Raw genomic sequence first — 23,545 nt, 5'->3', positions numbered from 1 at the left:
AATACTATTTAGATTAAGAATATGTTTAAGAAGATAAATTACACAATAATAATTGTATTATTCTCTGCACAATTTATTTTTGCCCAAAAAATAAATCATGAGTTTAGAGGTGTTTGGGTAGCAACGGTCAATAATATTGATTGGCCTAGCAAAAAGAATTTAAATCCAACTAAACAAAAAGCAGAACTTATAAAACTGTTAGATCAGTTTAAAGACTTGAATTTTAATGCAATCATTTTTCAAATCCGCCCTACGGCAGATGCTTTTTACAATTCCAGTTATGAACCGTGGTCAGCCTATTTAACCGATAGTATTAACAGTCCACCAAAACCCTATTACGACCCGTTGGCCTTTGCAATTGCAGAAACTCATAAAAGGGGAATGGAATTTCATGCATGGTTAAATCCTTATCGGGTTTTAATTAATTATAAAAATACGACAACAAAACCGTTAGCATTACTCAAAGAAAAGCCAGATTGGTTTTTAAACTATGGAGAAACCACTTATTTTAATCCAGGTGTACCCGAAGTTAGAACCTATACCAATAAAGTGGTGGCAGAAATTGTTCAGAATTATGATGTAGATGCTATTCATTTTGACGATTATTTTTACCCTTATAAAATTGCCAACGAAGTTTTTCCTGATGCCGATGCCTTTAAAAATTTTGGAGGTAAATTTTATCCCAATCAAATTGATAATTGGCGTAGAGACAATGTGAATACCATCATTGAAGAATTACATACAACTATAAAATCCATTAAACCTTGGGTACAATTTGGCATTAGTCCTTTTGGCGTATGGCGTAATAAAGCTGATGACCCAACAGGCTCTAATACCGATGCCGGACAAACCAACTACGACCATTTATATGCCGATGTTTTACTATGGACAAAAAAGGGTTGGTTAGATTATATTCTTCCTCAAATTTATTGGCAAATTGGCCATGATAAAGCTGACTATAAAACAATAGCAGAATGGTGGATTAAAAACAACTATAATACCAATCTATATATTGGGCAAGCCATGTATCGCTTAGGAGGTAAAACAGATGAAGCATGGAAACAAAAAAATAAAACAGAAATTGAAAAGCAATTAGATTTGAATAGGTCTTTACCTACGATTAAAGGTTCAACTTATTTTAGTGCAAAAAGCTTTAATAAAAATGCCTTTGGTATTAATAAAATATTAAAGGAGAACTATTATCAACACCCAACATTACCGCCACTAACCAATAATAAGGCTTCCTTTTTTCCTGCCCCCGTTTCTCATATAAAGCTCACGAAAATAAAAGGTAGAAAATATCAATTATCATGGAAAAAACTACCCGAAAATACGGCTAAAGAAGCGGTAAAATTCTTGGTATATAAATTTGAAAGAGATGAAGCTATGGCAATTAATAATCCTTCAAAAATTATTGCCTTAACAGGAGAAACTCATATCAACCTAAACAAACGCGATTTAAAAAAGAGAACCACTTTTGTTGTGGTTCCTGTAAGTAGAAACAATAATGTTGGTGAGGGTGAAGTTTTTGTTTATTAAACCCCTCCGCCCTTTTACTTTATTATAAAAATTCAATATTACTAACTGGGCACCTACCCTTGAAAAAAGGGGAGGAATTTTTATTCTATTATACGAGAGGAAAATTTGATAACTTTTTAATTCTCCTCCTTTTTCAAGGAGGAGTGGATTTATGTGTGCGAAAGCAAAACATAAAGACGAGGTGGTAAACGCTAATCTATAAAATAACTACCAATCTCTTCTAACACTCCTTCCAAACTTTCAAAAACCAACTTATTTTCAAATCTAACAATTTTATATCCTAAATCTTCCAATAAACGAGTTCGTTCCTCATCATAATTTTGTTGTGCTAAACCTAAATGTACAGCACCATCAAGCTCTATAATTAGGTTTTCAGAAGCACAATAAAAATCTACAATATAGTTATCAATACTATGTTGTCTTCTAAATTTCCTTCCTCTTAACTGTTTTCTCTGAAGCGATATCCATAAAGTAGCTTCCGCTGATGTAGATTTATTGCGAAGTGCTTTTCTGCGTTCTTCCAGATATTTACGGTTGTGTAGTTTACTCATTTAGTATTTTTTGACCCCGTCGTCTTTCTACTTTATCATAAAAATTAAATTTTACTACTGGGCACCTCCCCTTGAAAAAAGAAGGAGAATTAAAAAGGTAATAAAATATATTTCATTTAACTAACCTAATAAGCACCAACTAATTTTCACTTGATATTAGCACAAAAAACATAACCATCACTAAGAGTGACTTTTGCGACCTAGACTTTATCTTCGTCACTAAAATAACATACATAATACACTCGGATAATTTGCCAATTCCCTTAAAGCCTTTTCAATAATTCAACAAACCACAATTCATCAGGGCTATTCTTAATGGCCAATGCCATAAGTGCATCCATTTCTGACGTATCAGATTCTAATTCAAGTGGGCCATCATCATAGAAATTTATAGCATCCACAAAAAAACCGTATGACCAAAGATTGTCAGTCAAACTCAATTGACGATCTTTAGGGAAACCATCAGTAAAAAAAACTGGCCTTTCAAATTTGTTTGCTTTTAAGATACTCAACAACAAAAGATCACATCTAAATAAATAGGTATTTTCATAGGTTGGATTAACTGTCCAAGCAAAGTCACCTATTGTAATTTTTTGTGGAGCCCATTCTTGAATTTCTAGATTATCCAGCGTTTCCTCAGGCAAATCAAACGTAACCACTTTCTGTTTTACTAAATAGGTAGCATACCAAGAAGACTCTAGTAAATTAGCATCAACAACTGCAATATCTTTTCTATACCCTTCAACAATTTGCAAATACCAAAGTGGAATAGTGAGTTGATCTCCAGATGTAAATAAAATGGAATTTTCATTACAAGAATCTAATATTTTCTTGTTTAGTGCAAGTATAAATTCACTAAACCCACCTCTTTTTATTCCTTCATTAAAGGCCCATAATGCTTGATCTTTTTGACCTTTGTGCCAATAGGTCATTGCCATACTTCCCCATTCAGAAGTAATTTTTGAATAAGGGTCTAACACTACGATTTCCCCTTCATATTTTGGGGTCAATTTATTAACCGCCTCGAATTGCTCACTTGATTTAATGGTTAGATCAAGTTTCATTGAAATTAAACTTGCTCCATCCTTAGCATTTAAACGACTATACGCATAGCCTAAAAAGTACTTCGCTTCCGTATTTTCTGGTTTTAACTGTACCGCTCTTTCAAGTGTCCTAACGGCAACATCATAATCTTGTTCTTCAAAGTTTTTATGAAACTCTGCTTTGCCTTCAGCTAGAAAACGCTCAAAATTGTCCTTTTGAGCATAAGTAATGGAAACAAAGAATACAAATAGAATAGTGACAATTATTTTCAAAATACTTTTTTTAACGCGTAAAAACCAACTCCGTTTCTGAAGACTTATTCGCATCAAATGCATAACCTTCGCTATTAAACCCTTTTAAACCTTCAACAGTAGCAACATCATAATCAATAATATAACGAACCATATAGCCTCTTGCTAATTTGGCATAGGTCATAATCATTTTATATTCACCATTTTTTAAATCTTTAAAAACGGGAGTAATGATAGGCGATTTTAACAACTTAGGTTTTATAGCTTTAAAATATTCGTTACTTGCCAAATTAATAACGGGTTCATCATCTTTTAATTCCTCATTTAAGGCTTTGGTAATAGCACCATCCCAAAACTGATAAAGATTCTCTTTTCTGCCAATTTTTAATTTTGTACCCATTTCCAATCGATAGGGTTGCATTAAATCTAAGGGTTTCAGCAAACCATACTGCCCAGAAATTATACGCAATTTATCTTGCAATTGGTCCAATTTACTAACAGGCAGCGTAGCCATATCAATACCTTGAAATACAGCACCCGTAAAGGCATAAATAGCCTGCTTTGAATTGTCAGGTGTAAAAGGAACATTCCAATGCTGATTTCTATCAAAATTTAATTGCCCCAAATTGTCTGAAATGTGCATTAATTTGGAAAGCTGTTTGGCACTTTTCTTCTTCAAAACTGTGCTTAATTTTTCTGCTTCTTTTAAAAAAATAGGGGCTGAATATTTTTCGGTTGGCACTTCTGATTCAAAATCTAAAGACTTTGCTGGCGATATAATTACTTTCATAGTTCTCTTATTGAAGTGTAAAAATACAAAGCAGATTTGACTAAACAAATGCTTTACTAACTAAATAATTGATGCCCGTATAGAAAAAGTTTATAAACTAAATAATTATTATATATTTAACCTAATTTTTATAATTCACCCTAATTTTTTAGTCATTTTGCAATGACCACACACTTATATGTACAACATAAAACGACTTTTCTGTGTTCTTATCTTTATAACTGCCAGTTTTCATTTTCAGGCACAAAATGACAAAAATGAACCTCCAAAAACAACTACTAATGCACCACTTATGGGCTGGGCTAGTTGGAATAACTATCGCGTAAACATTAACGAAGATATTATTAAATCGCAAGCCGATGCCATGGTATCTTCCGGCTTAAAAGATGCGGGTTACTCTTTTATAAATACGGATGATGGTTTTTTTGGTGGCAGAGATCAAAATGGAAATTTACTTGTACATAAAGAACGTTTTCCAAGTGGAATGAAATCATTGGCAGCTTATATTCATTCTAAAGGGTTAAAGGCCGGAATTTATTCAGATGCTGGTAGTAATACTTGTGCTTCGTATTGGGATAAAGACACCATTGGTGTGGGCATGGGTTTATATGGTCATGATGATCAAGATTTGGAATTATTTCTTAAAAAATGGAAATACGATTTTATAAAAATTGATTGGTGTGGTGGTGAATGGTTAGGTCTCGATGAGCAAACCCGGTATTCTGAAATTGGGACTAAAATTAAAGCGATTAATCCTGAGGTAATTTATAATGTGTGCCGTTGGCAGTTCCCTGGAAAATGGGTAACTCAAGTTGCAGATTCTTGGCGAATTTCAGCAGATATCAATAATAAATTTCATTCTATTTTGGCTATTATTGATTTGAACGCCGACCTATGGCAATACAGTTCTAAAGGTCATTATAATGATATGGATATGCTCCAAGTAGGTCGCGGAATGTCTTACGAAGAGGATAAAACACATTTTTCAATGTGGGCTATTATGCATTCGCCTCTTTTATTAGGAAATGACTTGACGAATATGAGCAAGGAAACTGTTGAAATTATCACGAATGAAGAAATTATTGATTTGAATCAAAGCTCTTATGTCTATCAGGCTCGACGTTTAGTAGATCATGGTGATTTAGAAGTTTGGGCCAAACCCTTACACTCCACTATAAGTGGCGAAGTTGCTGTTGCTTTATTAAACAGATCTGATAAAACCGAGAGTATTTCCTTTACGTTAGATCAAATTGGTTTAGATGGTAACATAGCCCATACCATGAAAGACTTATGGTCTAAAAAAATGTATGCATTATCTTCTAAGAAATCAATTGAGATGACGGTCCCTTCACATGGTGTTGTGGTATTAAAAATAAAAGGAAAGTCGTTACCCTACAACGTGTTTCAATACAAGGATAAAAAACAAGAATAAAATAAATGAAGGAAGTCAATATGATACAAATACGTAAAGCCACACTACAAGACCTAGCGACATTAAAACAATTTGAACAAGGTGTAATAACTTACGAACGCCCTTTTGCTTTAAATTTAAAAGAAGACCCCATCACGTATTACACTATAGAAAACCTCATTAACAGCGATGATGCTGAACTCTTAGTTGCAATAATAGAAAACAAATTAGTCGGTTGTGGCTATGCTCTCATAAAGGATTCTGCAGTTTATAAAAAACCAGACCAATATGCCTATTTAGGGTTTATGTATGTAATACCTGAACATCGTGGTAAAGGAATCAACGGGACCGTGACTAAACATTTAATAACATGGGCAACGTCCAAGAATATTACTGAAATTCAATTGGATGTATATGCTGATAATGTAAGTGCTTTAAACGCCTATAAAAAAGTAGGATTTAAACCAGATCTATTACAAATGAGACTAGAAACTAATAATATAAACAACAAACCAGAATGATAAAAACCAACTTCAACAAAGCCTTAACAGTTGCCATACTATTAATAATTACTTATTCGTGTAATTTAAAATCGAATGGTGTAGATGCCAGCCAAGTAAAAGTGGTAGATGTAAATCCTGATTATTTTATCAAAGATGCTTTAATTGTAGATATCGTTAAAAAGGAAGTAGATTTAAAAGGTGGAAAAACTTTATGCTATGTTATCAAAACGCATTCGCAACCTACAGAACACAACATGGGACCTTGGTGCCCAAGACATATCAGTGATGGTAAAGAAAAAGGTGGTTTATGGTTTAGAGAAGGCAAAGTATATGATGTAGATGGTCATTTTATAGCTGATTTAGACAAATTTTATAATGATGATAGATGGAATCTTTTTAGAGAAAATGATTCTATAAAAGTGACTACATCTAAAGAAGCATGCGAAGGTGCCGCTAAACCCGATGTTGAAGATGAATACCAAAACCATTGTGTAGAATGTTTACCTGAATACTACGAAGATCAAATAACAACGTATACCATACCGGTTACTCCAGTATACAACAATAGAAGTAGAGATTTAAGTCGTAACGGTTTAGGATTGGCTTTTAACGGCGTAAACTACGATCCGCCAGCTCCAGTTCATGCCATTTTAGCGGCACATACGTTGGCTCCATTGGATGATCATGGTGGACATGTAAATCCACACGGTGGTTATCATTATCATGCTGCTACGGGTTCTACCAAAGAAATTGAGCAAACAGATACGCATGCTCCTATGCTAGGTTATGCCATTGATGGTTTTGGTATTTATGCCTTAACCGATAAAAAAGGAGAAAAACCAACCGATTTAGACAATTGTGGTGGACATCAAGACGATGTTAGAGGGTATCATTACCATGCGGGTGAAGTTGGCGGAAATGAAATAATTAAATGTTTACACGGTGAACCTGGTCAAATGGTAGTGCAAGAGTAATTAGAATGAAATCTACTATGAGTATATTATAGTTGAAGCCCTTTTGAGGTCTCTAAGGAAAGAAGCAAATAAAAATAGGTTGAATTTTAGTTTTGTAACACTTGAAAATTTACCTGATGATATCCCAGATTTTCAACGAGAAAGTACTGTGGCAGGCTGGCACTATTTTATAAAAGATAGCCCTACAGCTTATCTCAAAAAACAAACGAACATGGGTTCAGTATAAATGGAGTTTAAAACAAAAGTTACATATTAAGTGATTTTTGGAATCACCTCTCGACTACGCTCGAGATAACATGGAGAAAAATTGTAGAGAAATTAGGAGTGATAAAAAATTACTTGTTTCGAAATATTTTTGCTAATGTAAAATCATTCCAACTGACGTAATATATAAGGTAAAGTTACACCATTTTAAAAAATATGATTTCAGACTTTATAGACATATTAACCATTGAATTTCAAAAACAGGCAAACCCAACAATCGCTGCAGCTCAAAAAGCTTATATGCGAGGTCAATTTGAATATTTAGGATTAAAAACAGACACCAGAAGAGCCATTCAAAAACCATTTTTAATAAAGGACTATCTACCTGAGAAAAAAGAACTAACTACACTGGTCAAAATACTATGGTTAAAACCGCAACGCGATTTCCATTATTTTGCACAAGAATTGGTATTTAAATATGTAAAGCAATTTGAAAAAGAAGATATTGTCTTATTAGAATATATGGTGAGCCACAACTCTTGGTGGGATACTGTAGATTATATTGCCGTTAAATTGATGGGAAGCTATTTTAAAAAATTCCCTGATCAAAGAGTAGCGTATTGTACTAAGTGGTTACAATCAGATAATATTTGGTTGCAACGGTCTGCATTGCTGTTTCAGTTAAAATATAAAACCGAAATAGATACACAACTTTTAAGTTCAACTATTACTTCACTATTAGGCTCCAAAGAATTTTTCATAAACAAGGCCATCGGTTGGGTATTACGAGAATACAGTAGAACAAATCCGGACTGGGTAATTGCATTTGTAGACAAAACGAAGCTAAGTAACTTAAGTAAAAAGGAAGCCTTACGTTTGTTAAAATAAATTCATTTTACCTCTCTTAATCTCAATATTAATTCTAATTTTGAATAGAGGAACGTTACCAGAAATACCCAGAAAATGCCAAGCATTGAACTTCACACAGTAATAAAAGCCACTATTGAAACTGTTTTTGACCTTTCAAGAAGTATTGATTTACACAAAATATCAACCCAACAGACTAACGAAGAAGCCATTGCAGGTAAAACAAGTGGATTAATAGGTTTGAATGAAAGTGTAACCTGGAGGGCAAAACACTTCGGTATATATCAACAATTGACTTCACGTATTACGGAATTTGAGCGTCCTAATTATTTTGTAGACGAAATGGAGACAGGAGCGTTTCAAGAATTTAAACATGAACATCACTTCTCTGATGTAAATGGAGAAACTCAAATGATAGATGTATTTGAATATACATCACCATTTGGCATCTTCGGAAAATTAGCCGACACATTGTTTCTTGAAAAATATATGACGAAATTACTTATAAAACGAAATCGAATTGTTAAAGAGTTTGCTGAATCAGGTAAATGGAAGGCACTTTCAAAATAAAGTAAATGATAGGCGAATTATGTATTAGAAATATAAACTTAAAAAACAGCAATTAATAAAGAGTGACAAAACAAGCCATAAGTTCAAATTGAAAAGACACACTAAATACAAGTAATAAATTCAATTAATTGTTATTGACAACCTACTTATAAAAACCCGTTGGAACTTCGTAAGGTTCAATTTCCTTTTACTAATTTAGCCGCGGTCAACGCCAATAATATACACTTATACATTTCCCAAATTATGAAACAAACTGAATTCTTAGAAAAAAACGTATTTACTGATTTAAAAAACAGGAATGACGGAGACGACAAAGAAACCATTTACCATTTTTCTGAGTCAGATTTCGAAACTGTTCTTCAGCGTTTAGAACATTTAGGTATTGGTTTGTATCAAATGGAGACTTTTGACAATGGAGAATCACATGGCATTGCCACACATAACGATTTTAAAAAGAAAGCGACAGACCCTCGATGGTACAAAAAGTCATTTTTGACCTTTAAAACGGGTCAATCGGGACTATCTTATTCCGCTACTTATAAAGTTTCTAGTAAACTTTTAGCGAGATAAGGTAAATACTTAATTTTGAAGGTATCAAAAAGAGGTTGCAAACAATTTTAAAGCATCAAAATTGACCTCGATAATAAAAGACAAAGAATATGACCAATAATGATATATTAAGACGCATTCGTTACCTGTTTAATTATAATGACGACAAAATGATTTCGCTTTTTAAATTAGCAGATTACGATGTGGAGAAGGAAGGTTTACTTGCCTGGTTAAAAAAAGAAGATGATCCTTTAGTTGTAGAAATGACTGATGTAGAACTGGCTACTTTTCTCAACGGACTAATCATTGAAAAACGAGGAAAAAGAGAAGGTCCTGCACCAATAGCAGAAGACCCGTTAAGTAATAATATGATTCTTCGAAAACTAAAAATCGCATTAGATTTAAAAACGGATGACATTTTAGAGCTATTTGAATCTATAGATAAAAAAATAAGTAAACATGAATTGAGTTCATTTTTCCGCAGACCTGACCATAGATCTTATCGACCTTGTTTAGATCAGTACTTAAGAAATTTCCTTAATGCATTACAAACACAATATAAAAACAAATTAAACGAATAGCTCTTTAAGATAGCATACCGTCAAAATCACCTAAGCTTATTCCTACTTATTTCCATTATAAAATTTGAATGTACTTTTATTTAGCTAAAGACTTCGCTAAAAAAAGTTATGTTTAAACGTATGGAATACCCTACCCTAATTTGTATTCATTCTTAGAATATTTCTCGTTAACTTTGGTTAAAAGTTCTAGATAAAACTCCTACTCCAACACCTTGAAGTGCTGTTATTTTTAGCAACTTTAATATAGAGTTAATCAGTCTTCCAATATCTTATATAATAGAAATTTGGTTTTCAAAAAGTTAATTTACCACTATCAGCATAGCTTACAGATCTATAAACATCTTTCAAAATGTCTACAAATAATTTTAATATAAACGGATTATCAAGTGAGCAGGTTCTTATTGCAAGAGAAAAATATGGTAAAAACACCTTAAACTACAAGCAAGAAAACAATGTCTTAGATGATATTAAAACATTGGTCAAAGAGCCAATGATAATTCTTCTATTTGTAGCGGCTCTCATTTATTTAATTAGCGGAAACACTGGCGATGCTATCTTTCTAGCATCTGCCATTATTCTTGTATCAATTATTTCATTATACCAAGATTCTAGAAGTAGAAATGCACTGCAAAAACTTAAAAAGCTTTCTCAACCTCATTGCAAAGTCATTAGAAATGGTAATGTAGTAGAAATTAGTAGCGATGATTTGGTGGTTGGCGATAGTTTAATGGTTGAAGAAGGCACTTCAATTACTGCAGATGCCATAATAGTTCATTCTAATGATTTTTCAGTCAATGAATCTATCCTTACGGGAGAGTCACTATCTGTTTTTAAAGACAAAAATAAAGAGGATAATTTAATATTTACAGGGACTACTGTTGCTAGTGGTTTGGCAATTGCTACCGTTACACATATTGGCAATGAAACTAAATTAGGAAAAATTGGAAAAAGTCTAGAAAGCATTACCGAAGAAAAGACCCCACTAGAATTGCAAATAATCAACTTCGTAAAGACAATGGTTATTTCAGGTTCTTTTGTTTTTATTCTGGTTTGGGCCATTAATTATTTTCATTCGTACAATGTATTAGATAGCTTACTTAAGGCTTTAACCCTAGCTATGAGTATTTTACCTGAAGAAATCCCTATGGCATTCACCTCGTTTATGGCAATTGGTGCTTGGCGACTCATGAAAATGGGTATTGTAGTAAAACAGATGAAGACAGTTGAAACACTGGGAAGTGCTACGGTAATCTGTACGGACAAAACAGGAACAATTACAGAAAACAAAATGAGTTTGGCAAAAATTTACACGCTAAATTCAAATAGAATCGTCACTCCTGAAGCAGCTAATGAAGATGAAAAGGAGTTGATAAAAATAGCGATGTGGGCCAGTGAACCCATTCCTTTCGATGCCATGGAAATAGCCTTACACCAAGCTTATGCAGCTATAAAAGAAAAAGATGAACGTCCCAATTTTAAGTTAATCCACGAATATCCACTAGGTGGGAAACCACCAATGATGACCCATATTTTTGAAAATAATGCTGGTCAAAGAATCATAGCTGCCAAAGGAGCTCCAGAAGCATTGATAGCCATTTCTAATTTAAGCTCAGCAGAAAAGAAGGAAATTAATAATGCGATTCAAACCATAACCAGTAAAGGCTACAGAGTTTTAGGAGTTGGTGATAGTGATTTTAAAGGATCCAATTTTCCAAAAACCCAACAAGAATTTAAGTTTAACTTTATAGGAATCATTGCATTTTATGATCCTCCGAAAAAAAATATCAATAAAGTCTTTGAAGACTTCTACCAAGCTGGTATTTCGGTCAAAATTATTACGGGAGATAATGCGGCAACTACCAAAGCCATTGCCGAGCAAGTTTCATTTAAGGGCTTTGAAAGTAGTATTACCGGTGATGAATTAATGAAATTGTCAGAAAAAGAGCTGGAGGAAAGTGTGATGAATACCAATATTTTCACCAGAATGTATCCTGAAGCAAAACTGAGAATTATCAATGCCTTAAAAGCAAAAAATCAAATTGTAGCCATGACTGGAGATGGTGTGAATGATGGTCCTGCTTTAAAAGCAGCCCACATTGGCATTGCTATGGGAAAAAAAGGTACAGAAATAGCCAAGCAAGCGGCTTCTCTTATATTGACGGAAGACGATTTATCAAAAATGGTGGATGCCATTGCCATGGGTAGGAGAATCTATACCAACCTAAAAAAAGCCATTCAATACATTATATCCATTCACATTCCAATTATTCTTACTGTTTTTATTCCACTTGCCTTAGGATGGGTCTATCCAAATATCCTATCACCCGTGCATATTATATTTTTAGAGCTCATAATGGGACCAACCTGTTCTATTATATTTGAGAATGAGCCCATGGAAAAAAACACCATGTTACAAAAACCAAGACCGTTTACGACCACTTTTTTTAATTGGAATGAGCTAACCACAAGTATTATTCAAGGTATAGCAATTACAATGGGTACTTTAGCTATCTATCAATATTCGGTTTATATGACTTATGACGAAGCCCTAACTAGGACAATGGTATTTACGGTATTAATTACGGCGAATATATTTTTAACACTTATAAATCGATCTTTCTATTATTCCATCTTTACCACGCTGAAATATAAAAACAATTTGGTTATTTTGATTATTGCCATCACAGTTGCCATTACAGGATTATTACTCTTTGTACCTCCATTAACCCGTTTCTTTGAATTTGAGGCACTTACTATGTCACAGTTAGCAATTTCTATGGCTATAGGTTTTATATCGGTAATTTGGTACGAATTCGTAAAAATTAAAACGAGAAGAACAAATAGATCCGTTACATTGTGACTTGTGTTTTCCTTTTATTTAACAAAATACTATCATTTGCTTTCCATCCATTTTATTTCTACATTTGGAAGACTGTCGCTAAATAAACCACTACGCTTCTCCAATTAGAGAACTGTTAATCTTAGCTTACTATTTATAAAAAGACTCCGGAATAATATTCAATTTACATTTACTAAATTAGATGCTTAAATCATGTATAAAAATACCAACATTAAATAAGCATTCAAAAAAATGACAAAATTCAGTACGTACTTTTTATTATTAATATCCTTTTCTCTTTTGGGCTGTAATTCACAGTCGGGTTATTCCGATTTAGATGAACTTTATTCAGATTTCGTAGTCTTTTTAAAAGATGCCGATGAAAATAACCTAAAAGCGTATTGCAATAAGATTACTCCAGACCAAGGAACGGTAGATTATATGAAAAATAATAATTTTTCATATCGTGGTATACCTGAAGAATTGGAAAAGCAAAACATAAAACCTTCACTTATTGGAGAAGAATTCTTTAAATCAGTTGCTTATTTTAAGCAAAAATTAATACGGAATAATCAATTAGAAAACTTGATATATATTGGAAGAGAACAAGAGGGTGAAGAGCTTTATAATGAAAAATTAAAAATATATGTAACCGAAACATTCATTATAATGGAGTCAAATGGAAAAAAAATAAAATGTAAATTAGGTGAAATGTTTAGAATTGATGGAAAGTGGAAATCATTTACCTCTCCAAAATTAGGATGGTAGTAATTTTGATAACCATAAAACAAATGAAGACACAGCTCAGCGTAATTCACCACATTCTTGGTATGAACATTAAGATGCCGAAAATTCAATAAAACAAATTAAAAGAATCGTAATTCATGGAAAATGCTTTAGTAGAAATGATGTCAAATTTTATTGATTTGACGCATGAAGAAAAACAAGGAATTGTTGAAGCTTTTCCTATTAAAACATACCCAAAAGGTACAATTTTACTTAAAGAAGGACAGATTGCTAAAGATGCATTTTCTGTAATAAAGGGTTGCATCAGAGAATTTACTAATGAAGATGGAAATGAGAATACCACAAATTTTTATACTGAATTTCAATCGGCTGTAAATTTTGATAGTATGGCAAATAGCAAACCCTCTAAATGTTATTTTATGTGTACTGAAGAGACTACCGTAGCCATTCTAAACGCCGAAAAAGAAAACGCTCTGTACAAGAAATTCCCACGTTTTGGAGAAGTATGTCGTGTAGAAATGGAAAAAATGCTTGGAGCTAGTCAAGAAGAACTAGCCGTTTTTAAAAATGCAACACCAAAAGACAGGTACCTAAACGTATTAAAAAACAGACCCGAATTAATAGAAAGAGTACCACAATACCAACTCGCAAGTTATCTTGGAATTAAGCCTGAAACACTCAGTAGAATTCGGAGAAGAATTGTAACTAGAGACTAATTTAAACCTTTGTCTAATATCAGAACTTAAAACCAAAATTTAAACTGGGTTCAAATATATAGTTAGGCTTACCGTTTTCAATCTTCGCAAAATCAGATGGATAATTCGTATCAACAGGCCAATATTTGAGTGCATAGGCAGGTTCTAAATACCATCTTTTTTTGAAAAACTCAAAGCGATATCCGGCTATCAATTGAAAATACAACTGAAACCCTTTTTGAATTTTATCGTTATTCGTAGTATAATATTGTTTCATAAAAGGTGTGGCTTGCACGGTGGTAAATAGTCCTTTCCAATAAAAGCGTTGATATCCTATTCCAACACCAAAAGCTCTCACATAACCGGGATAAAATGCATCTGAATGTCCGTAGGTACCCAAAGGTTCTGAATATTTCCAGGTATTAAACTCTGCAAATATTCTGTCTTTTTTAGTGAATTGATACCCAAAGGTTAATACGTAATAATCGGGAGCATCAGAAAGTAAATTTCCCAGCATAAAAAAGGAAGATCCTATAGAATAGTTGTGCTCTATCTGGTTATCGGTAGCATCTGACAATAAATCCAGTGATTCCGTTTTTTGACCAAAAACAGCCGTTGCTGCCAATAATAAAAAAATTAATATCTTTTCGTCTAGTTTCATAATTTTTAAGTTTTACAGTCTGATTCTTAAAATAGTAGCGGATTACCACACTCACGCTTTTTAACTTAAGCCAGACCTTTTATAGTTTGTTTCAACAATATGTTTCTACAAAACTAATGGCTAAGAATCCCTAATGCATTGACTATAGTCAAGAAATGTAAAAATGAAGCAAATACGATACGTTTAAAATCCACCTATTAAGAATTCAAACATCAATTTTCATTTGCTTACTTCCCCATTTATTTCTACATTTGGTAGACTGTCGCTACATAAAACCCGTTCTCCAAACTATTGGAAGTGCCTTTAGTTTAAGCATCTTCATAAATACATAGGTGATCTAGTACAACTAGCTGCGATAAAGGGAATAAACTACAGTTAAAAAAAAGCAGATGATAAACAAAACGAATTTTATATTTCTTTTAGGATCATTGAGTTGCCTACTACTGTTACTTTCCAGTTGTAGCACATCCAGAAAAATGAAGAGTACTTCTGTAGAAATAAGCAAACCAACTATAGCTATAAAAAAATCAAGTGGAGGCTCAAGTGGCATGGAACAACTAAATGATAGTACCTATTTGGTTGTTTATGATGTTAAAAACTTCAAAAAAGGAGTCAGACTGGCAATGGTAGTACTTACAGAAAAATCTATTAATGTATTTCCTATTAAAGTTGATGCTTGGGGTATCGAAGGCATTTCAAGTGATTTAGAAAGCATTTGTGCCATTCCTGGGAAAGAAAATGAATTTTTAATAGCAGAGTCAGGCAATTGGAAAGGTAACTTGGGGCGAATATTTCATATTCAAGTAGATCTTAGCACACGGAAAGCTACCCTATTGGGCAGTGTCAAATTTCCGTTGTTGTATAGAAATGATATGGATACTACTGGTGATCAATACGAAGCCATTCATTGCTTGGCCTATTCTGAAAATGAAAGGATTGTAATACTAGGTGAACGTGGTGGCTCAAAAAACAATCCAACAGGCGTGTTACGTTGGGGACTTTATAATACTGAGCAGCATACGCTAAACATAAAAGGCCAGGGTTTAAAAGGAATGGCCATTGACGCTCCTGGAAATTGGGAAAATAAGCTCCAAAAAAGAAGCATTACGGATATGTATATTGATGCAAATGGAATCATTTGGGCTTCCGCTTCCGAAGATCAAGGAGATGCAGGTCCTTTCTATTCTGTCATATATAAATTGGGTGAAATTAACCCGATGAATCTTCAAAATCCTATTACTCCATATGATAGTTTAACTATAGGCCGAGAAATTTACGGATTCAAAATAGAAGCCTTGTCTGGTCCTCAAAAAGAGATCAACTGTACGCATACTTTTGGCACAGAAGATGAAATTTATGGTGGCGTATTGAGGCCTCTATTTATTGCATCTGACCATTAAAAGAAAATAACCACACTTACTAGTAATTGTTGTCAACCACTTTTGTTTACAATTATATAGACTACCCTATTATTTGACAAATCTTAAGCCTTAAATTTGTGTAGTACACTGAAAAAAACCATGTATAGGATGTAGTAATTGAACCCCATCCTTACATGCAATAATTGTTCTTACATCAATAAAATGCACATCAATACAAAAAATTTAAAAGCAATTCAGGATTTGTATCCAGACGAATTAGCCCATTGTTACGGTTGCGGAAAAAGCAATCCTGACGGTTTCCAATTAAAAACATATCTGGTTGGCGATGAAACCATAGCCTATTTTACACCTCAACCAAAATACACGGCACTCCCCGGAAGTGTTTACGGCGGGTTAATAGCGTCTCTTCTTGATTGTCACGGAACTGGTTCGGCGGCAGCTTTTGTATGTAAAAATGAACATATTTCTTTAGTTGATGCTACAACTATTCCCGTTAGGTGTGTTACTGCATCATTAAAAATCGATTTTAAAAATCCTACACCTATGGGAGTTGAATTGGAATTGAAAGGAAAACTTCGCAGCATAGAAGGGAGAAAAATCTGGGTAGATATGACACTCGCTGCAAATGGTATTATATGTGCAACAGGTGAGATTTTGGCAATCAGGTTAAGAGACTAAGTTATGTTGGCATTAGAGAATAAATATGACTAGTAAGGATGTGCTAAAAACTCTAATCTACGTCAAAATAGTGTGTATAAAGAGGTCAAACACTTTTATTTAAACACGTTTGTTTTACGATGCCCAACGTACACCCTACACTTAAATTCTAGATTTGATTTAATGCCATTTTAGTGTTACATTTGAAAGGCAGTCGCTAAATAAAACCCCTACTCCAACACATTTGAAGTGCTGTTTCTTTAGCTTCAAAATTCAAGAAAAAACTAGTATAACCATAACAGGTATAAACGCTCCCGAAGTATCGGGACGTTTATACAATAGTCGCCCACGATTATGAAAAAGATAGTGTTGTTAATAATTGTCTCAGTTGGAATTATTTCTTGTACTAAAAATCAAAAGCCGTCGGGAATTTGGATTTCAGTAAAAGATAAACCAATGACTTCTAAAAATGGGTATTTAAGAGACTTTAAAAGTTTAATTTTAGACTTTGAAAAACTGGAATTTTCAAACCTTTCAACATCCCAAGATTCCATTATAAAATTTGAAGTTGACCCAAATAATAATAATTTATCTCAACCCGGTGATACTGCCAATGTTGGTTACACAATTTACAACAAGGACTCACTTGAGTTGAATTTTGATTTTTTAAATCTAACCTTAGTTCTTGTACCACTAAATCTTGAATTTGAACTAAATTCTTCAAAAACGGCAATTACAGAATATTTATTTAATAACGAATTTAAGCTTGTTAGAGACACTATGAAATTGAATTTCTCAAATGAATATTTCTCGAATGAATATTTCACAAAAGGAATTAAAAACAAACGAATCTTAAAAAGTAAATTCTTAAAGAATAAAGAATTTGTAGGTTATTGGTATATAGGACAAAAGAATAAAAATTATTTTTTGGTTTGTAACTTTGACCCATATGGAACACATGAATCTATTTATCAAATAACAGAATTTCAAAAAACTAAAATAACGCTAAAGGGAATTTTAACTGAAGGTTTTGGGAAAAAAATTACAGAACTCGAAACCAATATATAAAACTTATAACAAAGTAAAATAAAAGTGGGAAACAATATATAAAATCAATGCGGGGGATTTTCCTTCTGGAAAATCCCAGCTAATTTACTAACTTTGGTCTATTAACAAAGTTGGTGACTTATTTAGTCCGCACAGCTTTTATACGCAATGTTGGTATTAATTAGAGAAATGAACAAACTCAAAATCATCTTACTAGTTACAATTGTATTTTTGAGTTGTAGAAATGAAAACGATACTACTAAAATGCAATTTTTAACCGACAAAATTCCGAACAATATACCTTTTGAATTCAAACAAGATGTCGTTCCTGAAAATAAACTTATCCATAAGGGAATATTTAGCCCTAACTTAAAAGAGTATTATTACACTATTTCGGATACTAATTTTAAGAAATTTGATGTTTTCGTAATAAAAAAAGATAACGGAAATTGGACTGAGCCAAAGAAAGTCTTTTTTAATAGTAAATATAACGAACACGGAATGAGTTTTTCACCTGATGGGAATTCTATCTATTTTAGCTCAACCCGACCAACAAATGTTAAAGGTACTTTAGAAACTTGGCATATTTGGAAATCTGACAACGTTAATGGAGAATGGAAAGAACCTGTTTTTGTGGATATCCCAAACTTGAGAGATAAATTAGTTTCGCATCCTACAATTACAAACTCTGGAACCTTATATTTCCACACAAGTAATATCGATTATAGCGAAATGGATATTTATCATTCAAAAAAAGTAAATGGTAAATTTGAAAATGCAGAAAAAACTTCAATTTCGATGAATTCAAAAACAGGAAAATGTACGCCATATGTTTCACCTAATGAAGATTATTTAATTTTTGCTTCTATTGGAAACCAGCTCGACTTAATGATAAGTTTTAGTGATGGAAGAGGTGGATGGATAAATACCAAAAAATTGAATAATAAAATCAATAATATTGGGCAAGGAAATCCATATGTTACACCTGACAATAAATTTTTATTTTATACAACTGGTGAACATTTAGAAAAAAATTGGAGGGTTAACTGGGTTGATATAGAATCTGAATTAAAAAATAACTAATGCCAACAACTGTTTTAATTCATTGTAGCGGCCGAAGCTTCGGGGTTCTTCCGAAAATCTATATCTTTAAACCAATGCTTGATTTCAACGAAATAGTCATCGCGGACACTTCCACATCGAAGCCATAGCTATATTTCAGGACTTGACATTCAAAAAAATAGATTACTCAGAAAACAATACTTTTATATAAACCATTTAAAGTAAATTATGAACTTAAGAATAACAATAGTTTTCACACTTACATTATTAGTATCTAGTGTTTTCGCTCAAGAAAAAAACAATTACAAAACAGAAACTTCAATTCATTATTATGACACAGATATAATGAAGGGTAATGCTTATATGCAGCAGATGTGTGTAGTTGACTTTTATTATCCTACAGACATTGATAATTTCGCAACAATTGTGTGGTTTCATGGTGGTGGTTTAACTGGTGGAAATCGTGAAATACCAGAATATCTTAAAAACAAGGGGGTTGCAGTTGTTAGTGTTGGGTATCGATTGTCACCAACTGTAAAAAGTTTGGAGTGTATAAAAGATGCAGCAGCAGCAACAGCCTGGACATTTAAAAATATTGAAAAATATGGTGGTAATTCTTCTCTGATATTTGTATCAGGAATGTCAGCAGGTGGATACCTCACTTATATGGTAGGGTTAGATAAAAAACAATTGGCAGTTCATGATATTGATGCAAATAAAATTGCTGGATTAATTCCTTTTTCTGGACATGCCATAACGCATTTTACCGTACGTAAAGAACGAGGTATTTCAGGAGAACAGCCCTTTATTGATGAGATGGCTCCATTGTTTTATGTAAGAGCAGATGCACCACCACTATTAATTATTACAGGAGATAGAGAATTGGAGATGTTGGGCAGATATGAAGAGAATGCATATATGATGCGAATGATGAAGGTTGCTGGTCATAAACATGTTCGAATATATGAATTAGATGGCTCCAATCACGGACAAATGATGTATCCTGCATTACCTCTTTTGATAAGAGAGGTGAAAACTTTAACTAAAGAAATTATGTTGGAATAAGTATTTCATATTGATTGTATTTGAAAGTTAGAAAAGCACGAAAACACAATAATGTAGAATAATAACAACAGAGATCGTAGTAACTTACAGCGTTTTAGCCCAGTGCAACTTTCTTGTAACTTTACATGTTGAAGCCCGCAGTTGGCTACTATTTTTATAGTAACCGTTGTAGCTACTTATAAAAAACAACACCAATGAAGATTAAAAACATATTTTTGACATTTATCAGCTTAACGATATGTAGTCTAAGTTTTGCCCAAAAGGAGTTAACACAGCACAAGACCGTACCACTCTCTATTGGAGAAAAAATTGCATTTGAATCGAAAATTCTCAACGAAAATAGAATTGTAAACATTTATTTACCCAACGGATATTCAAAAGATTCCTTACAAACATATCCCGTCATTTATCTATTAGATGGTTCTATTGATGAAGACTTTATTCATATTTCGGGACTCGTACAATTTGGGTCCTTCTCTTGGATAAATATGATTCCTGAATCTATTGTTGTAGGTATAGCTAATATTGATAGAAAAAGGGACTTTACTTTTCCTACGCTTAACAAAAAAGACCAAAGGGACTTTCCAACAACTGGAAAATCAGATACCTTTATAAAATTTATTAAAACGGAACTACAACCACTTATTGACAACCAATACAACACGAATGCAACTAAAACATTGATTGGGCAATCACTGGGTGGACTTTTAGCAACTGAAATTTTATTTAAAAATCCTGACCTTTTTGACAATTATATTATTGTGAGCCCTAGTTTATGGTGGAATGATGAATCGTTACTGACATACAAGCCTACTTTATATACCTCAAAAAAGTCCATTTATATAGCCGTTGGTAAAGAAGGAAAAATAATGGAAAGAACCGCTAACCAATTATATGATAAATTAAAGTTGCAACAAAAAGAAAACACCAATCTATATTTTGATTTCTTTGAAAAACAAGACCATGCAGATGCCCTACATTTAGCAGTATATAATGCGTTTGAAAACATATTTAAGAAAAAAGAAAAATAGCAGTTACCTATATTTTAACCTAATCATATAGCTTTTCCCCTAACCGTGTAACGCATTGAGCACACAAATTATTAATTTGCTTTACAACTATATAATTTTTATATTTGATAGGTAGCCTTTGAATAAGACGTAACCGCCATTCTTTTGAAATAATTTTAGTGTTTTGCCTTTACGCATCGTTTGGCAATTAAATTATGTTACACTCATAAGCCCTATTCAATACAAAACAACTTATAAAACTGCTTAAAAAATAAGAGTATGAAAAAAATAGTTATTTGCTTGTTCGTTGCTATTCTGACCACCCAATTATTAGTTTCGCAAAACTTAAAAAAGGATTTTAAATGGCCAGAAAACAAAAAGGCTGCGGTGTGTTTAACCTTTGATGATGGACAAGATTCTCATCTAGATAACGCCATACCTATACTCGATTCTTTTAATGTTAAGGCCACTTTTTATTGTCCTGGAAATTCAGAATCGTTACATAACCGAACCTCAGAATGGCAAAATATGGTAAAAACCGGACATGAATTAGGGAATCATTCCCTATTTCATCCCTGTGATGCGAAAACTCAAGATTGGGTTAAGCCAGAGTACGACTTAAACGTATATACAAAAGACCAAATAAAAATGGAATTATATACCGCCAATACGTTGTTAAAAGCTGTTGACGGAAAAACAAATAGAACGTATGCATATACCTGCTCCAACTTCACCGTAAGAGGAGATACCACGTTTGTAGATGTAGTCAAAGATCTATTTTCGGCGGCAAGAAGTGATGGGCCAATACCGAAAACGATGGAAAATATTGACACTAATTTTATGCCAAGTTGGAATGTTGATAGTAATACCGGAGAAGAACTAATTGCGTATGTAAAAGAGGCGAAGAATAACGGAACGGTAGCCACATTTATGTTTCATAGTGTAGGTGGCGGTTACTTAAATGTTTCTAACGAAGCATTAAAAGAATTATTAAATTATCTTAAAGCTAATGAAAAAGACTATTGGGTAGATACGTTTTATAATGTTACCAATTATATAGAAAACCAAATGGCTACCGCTAACTAATTTAGTAGATTTAGAATCCTTTTTTATATGAATTTAAAGACAACAACCTATATCTTTATATCCTCAAAACACCTATGCTAAAAGATATAATGGGTCGTTGTTTAAAAAACTGCAGCTGACTATGACCTTGTGACTAGCATTACTATTAAAAAAAACTGCTATTATCGCAACAAATAGAACACCTAAAAACATGGATTCTACTTCATAAAAAAAACATTAATGACACTTGAAGATTTAGGATATAACCAAACATTAGCAACCTTTAGAACACAACAAAATTTAGATACATTTGATGTGGGTCGTGTTATATTAGAACATAAGGATAGGTATGTTGTCAAAACCAATACCACAGAGTTTGACGCTGAACTTATTGGAAATTTAAGGTTTACCGCTGAAACCAGATACGATTTGCCTGCCGTTGGAGATTGGGTTGCCTTTTCTGAATATGATGAAAACAAAGCCTTAATACATGCTATATATCCAAGACAATCTATTATTGAAAGACAAGCTGTGGGTAAAGCCACACAAATTCAAATTATTGCTACAAACGTAGATTATGGGTTGATCGTTCAATCTGTTAATAGAGATTTTAACATCAATCGTTTAGAACGGTATTTAACCATTTGTAATACTTCAAAAGTTGCACCTATTATTGTGCTTAGTAAAATAGATTTAATTGAAAAGGACGCATTAAAAGAACTAATTGATAACCTAAAGTTACGCGTAAAAGGAGTACCCATCCTCACCATTAGCAATCCATCAAACATTGGATTAGACACCATTAAAGACCTGTTAATTAAAGGAAAAACCTATTGTCTCTTAGGTTCTTCAGGCGTTGGAAAATCTACAATTTTAAACAAACTTTCAGGCAAAGAACTAATGGATACCGCAGCAATCAGTGAAGGTATTGACAGAGGAAAACATGTGACCACACATCGTGAATTAATTGTTTTAGATACTGGTACTATTTTTATAGACAATCCGGGAATGCGAGAAATTGGCCTCACCAATACGTCCGCCGGTTTAGAAATTACCTTTGATAAAATTTTCGAATTATCTCAAAATTGTAAATTCAATGATTGTACACATACGTCTGAAAAAGGTTGTGCCATACTAAATGCTCTTGAAAATGGAGAGATGGATTCAGATGCCTATGCTAACTTTCAAAAAATGGAAAAAGAAAGATCCTTTTTTGAATCAAGTGCGGAAGACAAAAGAAAAAAAGATAAAAACTTTGGTAAACTCATAAAAAACATGAAAAAGCAACGAAAAAACAATAAGTATTAAGTACAACATCAGGCTCCATAAAACACCTTTCTACCTAACCCAACAATGCACTACTTTTCGTATTTGAACTTTTAACGATGAAGTGAGATTACTAACCAAGAACTGTGTTGATTTCCTAATGTTTTTGCTTTTATTTTTTTACAATATTATCTTAGGGCTTTATTGAAGTAGAA

Annotated in this window: 24 protein-coding genes; 20 read left to right on the top strand and 4 right to left on the bottom strand. The window is 33.0% G+C overall.

Translation table 11 applies throughout. The features are described from left to right. Positions 1-21 precede the first annotated feature (21 nt). The gene (locus D3P13_RS21050; protein ID WP_117885519.1) at positions 22-1,539 is read left to right on the top strand and encodes a glycoside hydrolase family 10 protein; all 1,518 of its coding nucleotides are present in this window, start codon (positions 22-24) and stop codon (positions 1,537-1,539) included. A gap of 191 nt (positions 1,540-1,730) precedes the next feature. Here the strand turns inward: D3P13_RS21050 and D3P13_RS21045 are convergent, their stop codons facing one another. The 3 genes from D3P13_RS21045 to yaaA all read right to left on the bottom strand — a co-directional run bounded on the left by D3P13_RS21045 (position 1,731) and on the right by yaaA (position 4,175). Beyond that, positions 1,731-2,090 (bottom strand): endonuclease domain-containing protein, encoded by a 360-nt coding sequence (locus tag D3P13_RS21045; RefSeq protein WP_117885516.1) that lies wholly within the window; start codon positions 2,088-2,090, stop codon positions 1,731-1,733. A gap of 263 nt (positions 2,091-2,353) precedes the next feature. After that, a complete protein-coding gene (locus tag D3P13_RS21040) occupies positions 2,354-3,406 on the bottom strand; it encodes a tetratricopeptide repeat protein (RefSeq protein ID WP_198680079.1) in 1,053 nt (350 codons plus the stop codon). Positions 3,407-3,416: 10 nt separating this feature from the next. Further along, the gene (gene yaaA / locus D3P13_RS21035; RefSeq protein ID WP_117885511.1) at positions 3,417-4,175 is read right to left on the bottom strand and encodes a peroxide stress protein YaaA; all 759 of its coding nucleotides are present in this window, start codon (positions 4,173-4,175) and stop codon (positions 3,417-3,419) included. Between the two features lie 178 nt (positions 4,176-4,353). On the opposite strand from yaaA, the gene D3P13_RS21030 reads away from it, so the two are divergent. The 11 genes from D3P13_RS21030 to D3P13_RS20985 all read left to right on the top strand — a co-directional run bounded on the left by D3P13_RS21030 (position 4,354) and on the right by D3P13_RS20985 (position 14,136). Beyond that, complete coding sequence (locus D3P13_RS21030; RefSeq protein WP_117885508.1) at positions 4,354-5,607, top strand: glycoside hydrolase family 27 protein; 1,254 nt, start codon at positions 4,354-4,356, stop codon at positions 5,605-5,607. Positions 5,608-5,612: 5 nt separating this feature from the next. Beyond that, positions 5,613-6,107, top strand: coding sequence for a GNAT family N-acetyltransferase (locus tag D3P13_RS21025; RefSeq protein ID WP_198680078.1), 495 nt, complete (start codon positions 5,613-5,615; stop codon positions 6,105-6,107). Then, positions 6,104-7,063 carry a YHYH protein gene (locus D3P13_RS21020; RefSeq protein ID WP_117885505.1) on the top strand — a complete coding sequence of 320 codons (960 nt, stop codon included), beginning with the start codon at positions 6,104-6,106 and terminating at the stop codon, positions 7,061-7,063. The genes D3P13_RS21025 and D3P13_RS21020 overlap by 4 nt, the downstream gene beginning before the upstream one ends. Positions 7,064-7,142: 79 nt before the next feature. After that, a complete protein-coding gene (locus tag D3P13_RS22000) occupies positions 7,143-7,289 on the top strand; it encodes a hypothetical protein (RefSeq protein WP_157972991.1) in 147 nt (48 codons plus the stop codon). A 194-nt stretch (positions 7,290-7,483) separates the two neighbouring features. After that, positions 7,484-8,155, top strand: coding sequence for a DNA alkylation repair protein (locus D3P13_RS21015; RefSeq protein ID WP_117885502.1), 672 nt, complete (start codon positions 7,484-7,486; stop codon positions 8,153-8,155). Between the two features lie 75 nt (positions 8,156-8,230). Next, the gene (locus D3P13_RS21010) at positions 8,231-8,704 is read left to right on the top strand and encodes an SRPBCC family protein (RefSeq protein WP_117885499.1); all 474 of its coding nucleotides are present in this window, start codon (positions 8,231-8,233) and stop codon (positions 8,702-8,704) included. 243 nt (positions 8,705-8,947) lie between these two features. Then, positions 8,948-9,274 (top strand): hypothetical protein, encoded by a 327-nt coding sequence (locus D3P13_RS21005; RefSeq protein WP_117885495.1) that lies wholly within the window; start codon positions 8,948-8,950, stop codon positions 9,272-9,274. An 89-nt stretch (positions 9,275-9,363) separates the two neighbouring features. Further along, positions 9,364-9,834, top strand: a complete 471-nt coding sequence (locus D3P13_RS21000) for a YehS family protein (protein ID WP_117885492.1) — start codon at positions 9,364-9,366, stop codon at positions 9,832-9,834. Positions 9,835-10,183: 349 nt separating this feature from the next. After that, positions 10,184-12,694, top strand: a complete 2,511-nt coding sequence (locus D3P13_RS20995) for a cation-translocating P-type ATPase (RefSeq protein ID WP_117885489.1) — start codon at positions 10,184-10,186, stop codon at positions 12,692-12,694. A 231-nt stretch (positions 12,695-12,925) separates the two neighbouring features. Beyond that, positions 12,926-13,441, top strand: coding sequence for a hypothetical protein (locus D3P13_RS20990; protein WP_157972990.1), 516 nt, complete (start codon positions 12,926-12,928; stop codon positions 13,439-13,441). Positions 13,442-13,557: 116 nt separating this feature from the next. Next, on the top strand, positions 13,558-14,136 hold the full coding sequence (locus D3P13_RS20985; RefSeq protein ID WP_117885482.1) for a Crp/Fnr family transcriptional regulator: 579 nt from the start codon (positions 13,558-13,560) through the stop codon (positions 14,134-14,136). 19 nt (positions 14,137-14,155) lie between these two features. On the opposite strand, the gene D3P13_RS20980 is transcribed toward D3P13_RS20985, so the two are convergent. Next, positions 14,156-14,776 (bottom strand): hypothetical protein, encoded by a 621-nt coding sequence (locus tag D3P13_RS20980; RefSeq protein WP_117885479.1) that lies wholly within the window; start codon positions 14,774-14,776, stop codon positions 14,156-14,158. A gap of 476 nt (positions 14,777-15,252) precedes the next feature. Here D3P13_RS20980 and D3P13_RS20975 point away from each other — a divergent pair, with 476 nt between their 5' ends. The 8 genes from D3P13_RS20975 (at position 15,253) to rsgA (ending at position 23,372) form a co-directional block, all read left to right on the top strand. Then, positions 15,253-16,176 carry a hypothetical protein gene (locus tag D3P13_RS20975; protein ID WP_117885476.1) on the top strand — a complete coding sequence of 308 codons (924 nt, stop codon included), beginning with the start codon at positions 15,253-15,255 and terminating at the stop codon, positions 16,174-16,176. A 183-nt stretch (positions 16,177-16,359) separates the two neighbouring features. Next, entirely contained in the window at positions 16,360-16,836 is a 477-nt protein-coding gene (locus tag D3P13_RS20970; RefSeq protein WP_117885473.1) for a PaaI family thioesterase, read from the top strand. A gap of 333 nt (positions 16,837-17,169) precedes the next feature. Beyond that, entirely contained in the window at positions 17,170-17,883 is a 714-nt protein-coding gene (locus tag D3P13_RS20965) for a hypothetical protein (RefSeq protein ID WP_117885471.1), read from the top strand. Between the two features lie 168 nt (positions 17,884-18,051). Then, positions 18,052-18,945: a TolB family protein gene (locus tag D3P13_RS20960; RefSeq protein WP_157972989.1), complete on the top strand. Its 894-nt coding sequence runs from the start codon at positions 18,052-18,054 to the stop codon at positions 18,943-18,945. A 207-nt stretch (positions 18,946-19,152) separates the two neighbouring features. After that, a complete protein-coding gene (locus D3P13_RS20955; protein ID WP_117885466.1) occupies positions 19,153-19,989 on the top strand; it encodes an alpha/beta hydrolase in 837 nt (278 codons plus the stop codon). A 194-nt stretch (positions 19,990-20,183) separates the two neighbouring features. Then, the gene (locus D3P13_RS20950; RefSeq protein ID WP_117885463.1) at positions 20,184-21,020 is read left to right on the top strand and encodes an alpha/beta hydrolase; all 837 of its coding nucleotides are present in this window, start codon (positions 20,184-20,186) and stop codon (positions 21,018-21,020) included. A 258-nt stretch (positions 21,021-21,278) separates the two neighbouring features. After that, positions 21,279-22,085, top strand: a complete 807-nt coding sequence (locus tag D3P13_RS20945; protein WP_117885461.1) for a polysaccharide deacetylase family protein — start codon at positions 21,279-21,281, stop codon at positions 22,083-22,085. Between the two features lie 219 nt (positions 22,086-22,304). Then, on the top strand, positions 22,305-23,372 hold the full coding sequence (gene rsgA / locus D3P13_RS20940) for a ribosome small subunit-dependent GTPase A (RefSeq protein ID WP_117885459.1): 1,068 nt from the start codon (positions 22,305-22,307) through the stop codon (positions 23,370-23,372). Positions 23,373-23,545: the final 173 nt, after the last annotated feature.

Origin of the sequence: Aureibaculum luteum (assembly GCF_003449015.1) — a bacterium.
Taxonomy (GTDB): Bacteria; Bacteroidota; Bacteroidia; order Flavobacteriales; family Flavobacteriaceae; genus Aureibaculum; species Aureibaculum luteum.
Note: the sequence above shows the minus strand (reverse complement) of the source record. Positions and strands in the feature narration are given on the sequence as shown.